At 67.5% G+C, this 6,214-nt stretch carries 5 protein-coding genes and 1 pseudogene; 2 read left to right on the forward strand and 4 right to left on the reverse strand.

All coding sequences use genetic code 11. The features are described from left to right. From VIR09_RS16675 to VIR09_RS16685, 3 genes and pseudogenes are all read right to left on the reverse strand, one after another. On the reverse strand, positions 1-925 hold a 925-nt coding region (locus VIR09_RS16675), incomplete at its 3' end, for a thiolase family protein (protein ID WP_332013882.1). Next, a complete protein-coding gene (locus VIR09_RS16680) occupies positions 922-2,235 on the reverse strand; it encodes an MFS transporter (RefSeq protein ID WP_332013883.1) in 1,314 nt (437 codons plus the stop codon). The genes VIR09_RS16680 and VIR09_RS16675, both read right to left, overlap by 4 nt. 37 nt (positions 2,236-2,272) lie before the next feature. Beyond that, positions 2,273-3,859: pseudogene (locus VIR09_RS16685) on the reverse strand (ATP-dependent acyl-CoA ligase); the annotation flags it as partial. 123 nt (positions 3,860-3,982) lie between these two features. Between VIR09_RS16685 and VIR09_RS16690 the strand changes: the two are divergent. After that, positions 3,983-4,888: a LysR family transcriptional regulator gene (locus tag VIR09_RS16690; protein ID WP_332013884.1), complete on the forward strand. Its 906-nt coding sequence runs from the start codon at positions 3,983-3,985 to the stop codon at positions 4,886-4,888. Between the two features lie 46 nt (positions 4,889-4,934). Here VIR09_RS16690 and argC read toward each other — a convergent pair whose 3' ends face one another. Continuing rightward, complete coding sequence (gene argC / locus VIR09_RS16695; protein WP_332013885.1) at positions 4,935-5,867, reverse strand: N-acetyl-gamma-glutamyl-phosphate reductase; 933 nt, start codon at positions 5,865-5,867, stop codon at positions 4,935-4,937. A 131-nt stretch (positions 5,868-5,998) separates the two neighbouring features. Between argC and VIR09_RS16700 the strand changes: the two genes are divergently transcribed. After that, a partial coding sequence (locus VIR09_RS16700; RefSeq protein ID WP_332013886.1) for a LysR family transcriptional regulator occupies positions 5,999-6,214 on the forward strand: 216 nt, incomplete at its 3' end.

The raw sequence follows: 6,214 nt of genomic DNA on the forward strand, positions 1-6,214 counted from the left end.
GGCTGGCCAGGCGGCGCGCGATGAAGCCGGGCAGATCGTCCGCCCGGGCGAAACCCAGATCGCATAGTTGCGCGAGCGCCATGGCGGGATAGTCGTCATAGACACTGACCACGTCCATCTGGTCCGGCTCCAGGCCCGCACGCTGCCAGAGCGCGGGCGCAAACTCGGCGATGCCGGTCTGCAGCCCGTCTCCTTCCTGCAGGTCGCCGTTGTAGCGGGCATCGCTGGCCAGCAGCCTCACGCAAATCCCCGCCGGACGCGCACTCAGCACCAAGGCGCATGCGCCGCTGACCACCGGCACGCAGTCCATGCGGCCCAAGGGAGGCGCGATCAACGGCGCGGCCAGGTACTGCTCCAGGCTCAAGGGCTGGCGATAGGCGGCATTCGGATTCGCCGCCGCCCATTGCCGCTGCGCCACGCACAGCGCGCCATAGTCCTCCCGCTTGAGCCCGGTCCGCGCCATCTGCCGTTGCGTGAGCATGGCGAACAAGGGGTTCGGACCCTCGCAGCCCAAGGGGCTGAGATAGTCGCGCGCGCTGCGGTTATAGCCGCGCACCAGTCCGGCAAAATCGGCCCCGGTGAAATGGTCACCGGCCACCAGCACGATCGTCTCGGCGTGCCCGGCTTCCAGCGCGAGCCAGGCCTGGCGCAGCAGATTGATGGCGCTGGCGCCGCCCATCTCGTCCTGCATGCACCAGTTGAGCCGCAGTCCCAGCTGCCATGCCAGATCGATGGCGCGGTCCGGACGCAGCGTGAACGAGGCCACGCCCAACCCGTCCACGCGGTCTGGCGTCAACCCCGCGCTGCGCAGCGCCTGGGCAATCGCTTCGGCCATCAGGCCGGCCGTGCTGGTCTGGGGACCTGGGTGACGCAAGGCGGGCGTTTCGCCCACGCCAACGATGGCCGGACCGCAGGTCGCGCTCACGCGGACTCCTCGCGCGGCGGTTCGCGCGTCAGCAACAAGGTCAACACGGTAACCGCGGCCATGCCCACCAGGAACCACGCCACGGGCGTCGCCGATTCATACTTGCGCAATAGCGCCATGGCGATCAGCGGCGACAAGCCCCCGGCAAAAACAGAGGCAAGCTCATGCCCCAACGCCAATCCCGTGTACCGCACTTCCGCGGGAAACAGTTCGGCGAAGTACGCCGGCTGGGTCCCTATCATGGCGGCATGGCACACCGTGTTGCCCAGGAAAAACGCCAGGAAGATCCACACCGGCTCCTTGGTCTGCACCAGCCAGAAGAAGGGAAAGGCCACCAGCACCAGGCCGGCCGAACCGATCAGGTACACCGTGCGCCGGCCGATCCGGTCGGACAGGTGGCCAAACCAGACCAGGGTACCCAGTTCGATGAACATCGACAGCAACACGCCGCCCAGCATGACGTCGTTGGGAATGCCCAGAAACTTGCCATAGGCCAGCGCGAACGCCAGGAAGATGTACGAGCCGCCGTTCTCGGCCACGCGCAACCCCATCGCGGTAAAGACCTGGCGCGGATAGCGGCGGAACACTTCCACCGCCGGCATGCCGCGCTTGGCCGTCTTGGCGGCCTGCACGAATTCTTCGCTTTCCGGGATGTGCTTGCGGATGTACAGGCCCACCCCGAAGATCAGCACGCTCAAGAGAAACGGCAGGCGCCAGCCCCAGCTCATGAAGGCCTCCTGCGGCAGCTGCTGCGCCAGCATGAAGACGCCCGACGACAGCACGAAGCCGCCCGCCACACCCAATTGGCTAAAAGACGAGAAGTAGCCGCGGCGCTTGCCTCCGACCGCCTCGCTGATCAACAGCACGCCGCCGCCCCACTCTCCGCCCGCGGCGGCGCCCTGCAGGATGCGCAGCGCGACCATGGCCACCGGCGCCCAGAAGCCGACTTGATCGTAGGTGGGCAACAGCCCGATCAGGAACGTGGCGACGCCCATCAGGCCCAGGGTCCACTCCAGCGCCAGCTTACGGCCATAGCGGTCGCCGATGTGGCCGAAGATCACGCCGCCCAGCGGCCGCGCCAGGAAACCCACCGCAAAGCCCGCAAAGGCCCCCATGGTGCCCAGCAGCGGATCGGTGCCCTTGGGAAAGAACAGCTCGCCGAACACCAGCGCCGCCGCCGTGCCGTAGATGAAGAAGTCATACCATTCCATCGCGTTGCCCGCGACGGAGGCCATCACCACGCGCCGCGTGCGCTTTCTGCGCGCATCGTCGCCAGCGGCCGCGGCCGCCCCCTTGTATGCCATCGTCATTGCCGCCCCTTGTATGTTTTGAATGGAACTGTGGCGCTCAGCGCGCCACGCGATAGCCGGCGGCGTCCCGGTCCCAGGCGTCGCCGGTAATGCCCTCATCCCGCAACTGGAACTTGCGGATCTTGCCGTTCTCGGTGCGCGGCAGATCGTCCAGCACGCGCAGATAGCGCGGCACGGCGAAATACGGCATGCGAGGCTGGCAGAAATCAAGCAGCGACTGAGGCGTGATGGCCTGCCCGGTCTTGTAGACCAGCGCGGCCATGACCTCGTCCTCGGCCAACTCCGAACGCACCGCATAGACCGCCACGGCGGCCACCGACGGATGCGCCAGCAGCACCTGCTCCACCTCGTACGAGGAAATGTTCTCGCCGCGCCGCCGGATCGCGTCCTTCATGCGGTCCAGGAAGCGGAAGTAGCCGTCGGCCTCGCGGACCACGCGGTCCCCCGTGTGGAACCAGAGGTTGCGCCAGGCCTGTACGGTCTTGTCGTCCATGCCGAAATAGCCGGTGGCAATCGCGAACGGCATGTGTGCGCGCAGCAGCAGTTCGCCCGGCGTGCCGTCTGGCACTGCGGCGTCGTGCTCGTCAGCCGCCATCGCGTCGAATTCGGGCGCGGCGCGGCCCATCGTGCCTGGGCGCTGTTCGGCCAGCGTGCCGCCCAGCGCGAAATTGGTTTCGGTGGAGCCGTAGCCTTCCAGCAGCGCGACGCCGGTGCGTTCGGCGAACGCCGCATGGAAGCGTTCGGGAACCCCTGGCGCCAGCGCAATCCGCGCGCGGTGGCGCCGTTCGGCCGCGGCGGGCGGCTGCGCCAGCAGCATGGGCACCATGGCGCCCAGCAGATAGGTCACCGTGGCGCCCGTGGCCTCGAGCCGGTCGAAATAGCGGCTGGCCGAAAAACGTTCATCGCAGACGATGGTCGCGCCCGTGACCAGGGCCTGAAAACAGGCGTTCAAGGCATTGGTGTGAAAGAGCGGCAGACTCGTGTAGAGCACATCGCTGTCGGCAATCTCCAGATTGCGCGCGGCGATCCTGCCCCACCAATAGAACTGCGCGTGCGGACAGCACACGCCCTTGGACAGGCCGGACGTGCCCGAGGTGTACAGGATGGCCAGCGTATCTCCCGGCCCGACGTCGGCCGCCGGCGGGAGCGGCGAGTCCGATGCAAGCGGCGGTGCGCCGGCCTGGACCGGCAGCGCCAATGCGTCGGCGTTCCCGTCCAGCAGCCAGATGCGGTTCAAGGCCAGGGCCTGCGTGTCCAGCGCCGCCAGCGCGGGACAGGACGTGGCGTCGGCCACCAGCAACCGGCAACCGCTGTTGGCCAGGATGTGCTGCAGCTGCATGCCGCGCGACGCCGTGTTGATGGGCACCACCACCGCGCCCAGCCAGCCGCAGCCCAACACGATGGACAGGAATTCATGCCGGTTGCCTGCCATCAAGCCGACCCGGTCGCCCCTGGCGACGCCGGCCGCGGCCAGGCGCGCTGCCCAGGCCGCCGCATGGTCGGGCGCATCGCCATAACGCAACGAGCCGCCTGGCGCCTGCACCCAGGTGCGTTCGCCCCAACGGGCGCCCTGCTCCAGCAACAACGACGGCAGTGTCAACGCATGCATGGCGGTGCTTCCCCTGTGTTGCGGCCATCGGCAAGCGTTGCCCCAGCCCTTGTGAAATTAGTCTAGGAATCAACTATTTATATGTCAAATTTATAGGTATTATTTATCTTATAAATCAGGCTGATATGAGAGGCATGCATGGACTTCGACCTGAACCTCATGCGGGTTTTCCTGACCGTGCTGCATGAGCGCAGCGTCACCCGGGCGGCGCAGCGCCTGAACTTGACGCAGCCCGCCGTAAGCTACGCGCTGGCGCGCTTGCGTGAAAAATTCGACGATCCCTTGTTCGCCCGCACCGCGTCCGGCATGCAGCCTACGCCGGTAGCGTTTGCCCTGGCCGAGCCTATCGAACGCGGCATGAACAGCTTCGCCGAAGCCGTGAGCCTGCGGCAGCGCTTCGAGCCAGCCAGCAGCACCCGGCGCTTTCGCCTGTCCATGTCCGATATCGGCGAAATGGTCTTCCTGCCGTCACTGATGGAACGCATTCACGCCTTGGCGCCGCGCCTGCAGGTCGAGGTATTGGAAATTCCATTGGAACGGCTGCCGCAGGCGCTCAAGGAAGGCGAGGTCGATCTCGCCATCGGCAACCTGGCCGGCCTGGGCAGCGAGACCTGCCATGCCGAACTGTTCCGCGAACGCTACACCTGCATGGGCCGGCGCGGCCATCCGGTCTTGTCGGTCGGCCTGACGCGCAGCCAGTTCAAGCGCCTGGACCACATCCTGGTGGCCTCGCGCGCCAGCGCCCACCGCTTGCTGGACGACGTGCTGAGCGAGGCCGGGCTGCCGCGCAGGCCCTATCTGACCTTGCCGCATTTTTCGGCGGCCGCCGAGATCGTGCGGCGCACCGATCTCACCATGACCCTGCCCTTGCGGGCGGCGATCTGGTTCAACCGGGACGACGCCTTTCAGATACGCCCGCTGCCCATCGCCCTGCCGCCCCTGTCGGTGACCGTGCATTGGCACGCCCGCTTCGAAAGCGACCCCGGCACGGTCTGGTTGCGCCGCCTGGTGGTGGAAACGCTGGCGGACCCGGATCCGGCCTGAGCCGGAGCGGGCCGCCGGCCCGCGCCGTAGGGCGCTTGCCGCCGCGCTATCCCATCGCGGCCAGCATCAGGTCCAGGTTCTGAACCGCCGCGCCCGACGCGCCCTTGCCCAGGTTGTCGAACACTGCCGTCAGCAGTACCTGCCCCTCCTGGGCATTGCCGTAGACGGCCAGGCGCAGATCGTTGCTGCCATTGAGCGCCTGGGGATCCAGGTGGGTATGGGCGGCCGCGTCCTGCGGCGCCACCACCTGCACATGCCTGGCGCCTTCGTAATGCTGCTGCAGGCAGGCGTGCAGGCGCTGCATGTCCACGCCCGCTGGCAGCAGCCGCAACTGCAGCGGCACCGTGAGCACGATGCCCTGGCGATAGGCGCCGTAGGCCGGCACGAACACCGGCCGCTGCGTCAGGCCGGCATGGCGTTCGATTTCCGGCGTGTGCTTGTGCGCCAGGCCCAGCCCGTAGAGCTGGAATGCCGGTCCGCCGCCGCCATCGACGGCCTCGTACGCGTCCACCGCGGCGCGGCCGCCGCCGGAATAGCCCGACACCGCATGGATCACCACGGGATAGTCAGCCGGCACCAGCCCCGCCCGCAGCAGCGGACCGAGCAAGGCGATCGCGCCCGTGGGATAGCAGCCGGGATTGCTCACCCGCCGGGCCTGGGCGATAAGCCCAGCCTGTTCCGCGTTCATTTCCGGAAAACCGTAGACCCAACCGGCCGTCGTGCGGTGGGCGGAACTGGCGTCTATCACCCGCACGTCGGGATTGACGATCGAAGCGGCGGCCTGGCGCGCCGGCTCGTCGGGCAGGCACAGGATGGCGATGTCGCAGCCGTTGATTGCCTGCGCGCGGCGCTGCGGGTTCTTGCGTTCCGCCTCAGGCAGCGTCAGCAGCCGCAGGTCCGTGCGCCCATGCAGGCGTTCGTGGATCTGCAGGCCGGTGGTGCCCTGGTCGCCGTCGATGAAAACTAGAGGATGGGTCATGGCGCTTGCGTCCTGGATCAAAGGGAGCGCCGGAACGTTCCGGGCGCAGGACCTCATCATCGGTCCGGATCGTAGATAACAAAAGTCGAATATCATGACTATCCAATTCAGCTTTCCTGAACGAGACCACCATGCGTGAGATCAGCCTGGACCGCCTGCGCACCCTGGTCGCCATCGCCGACCTGGGCTCGTTCGCCGACGCGGCCCGCGCGCTGCATCTGGCGCCGCCCACCATCAGCCTGCACGTGGCCGACCTGGAAGAACGCATCGGCGCGCCGCTGCTGACGCGCAAGCGCGGCCAGGTTCGGCCCACGTCCATCGGCGAAACCTTGCTGGAGCGCGCGCGC

It is taken from the genome of Achromobacter sp. (assembly GCF_036567245.1).
Taxonomy (GTDB): domain Bacteria; phylum Pseudomonadota; class Gammaproteobacteria; order Burkholderiales; family Burkholderiaceae_B; genus Achromobacter.

What these genes read in the sequence shown, in the direction of transcription:
- VIR09_RS16680 (WP_332013883.1), bottom strand. Translation starts at nt 2,235, where the DNA reads ATGACGATGGCATACAAGGGGGCGGCCGCGGCCGCTGGCGACGATGCG.
- VIR09_RS16690 (WP_332013884.1), top strand. Translation starts at nt 3,983, where the DNA reads ATGGACTTCGACCTGAACCTCATGCGGGTTTTCCTGACCGTGCTGCAT.
- argC (WP_332013885.1), bottom strand. Translation starts at nt 5,867, where the DNA reads ATGACCCATCCTCTAGTTTTCATCGACGGCGACCAGGGCACCACCGGC.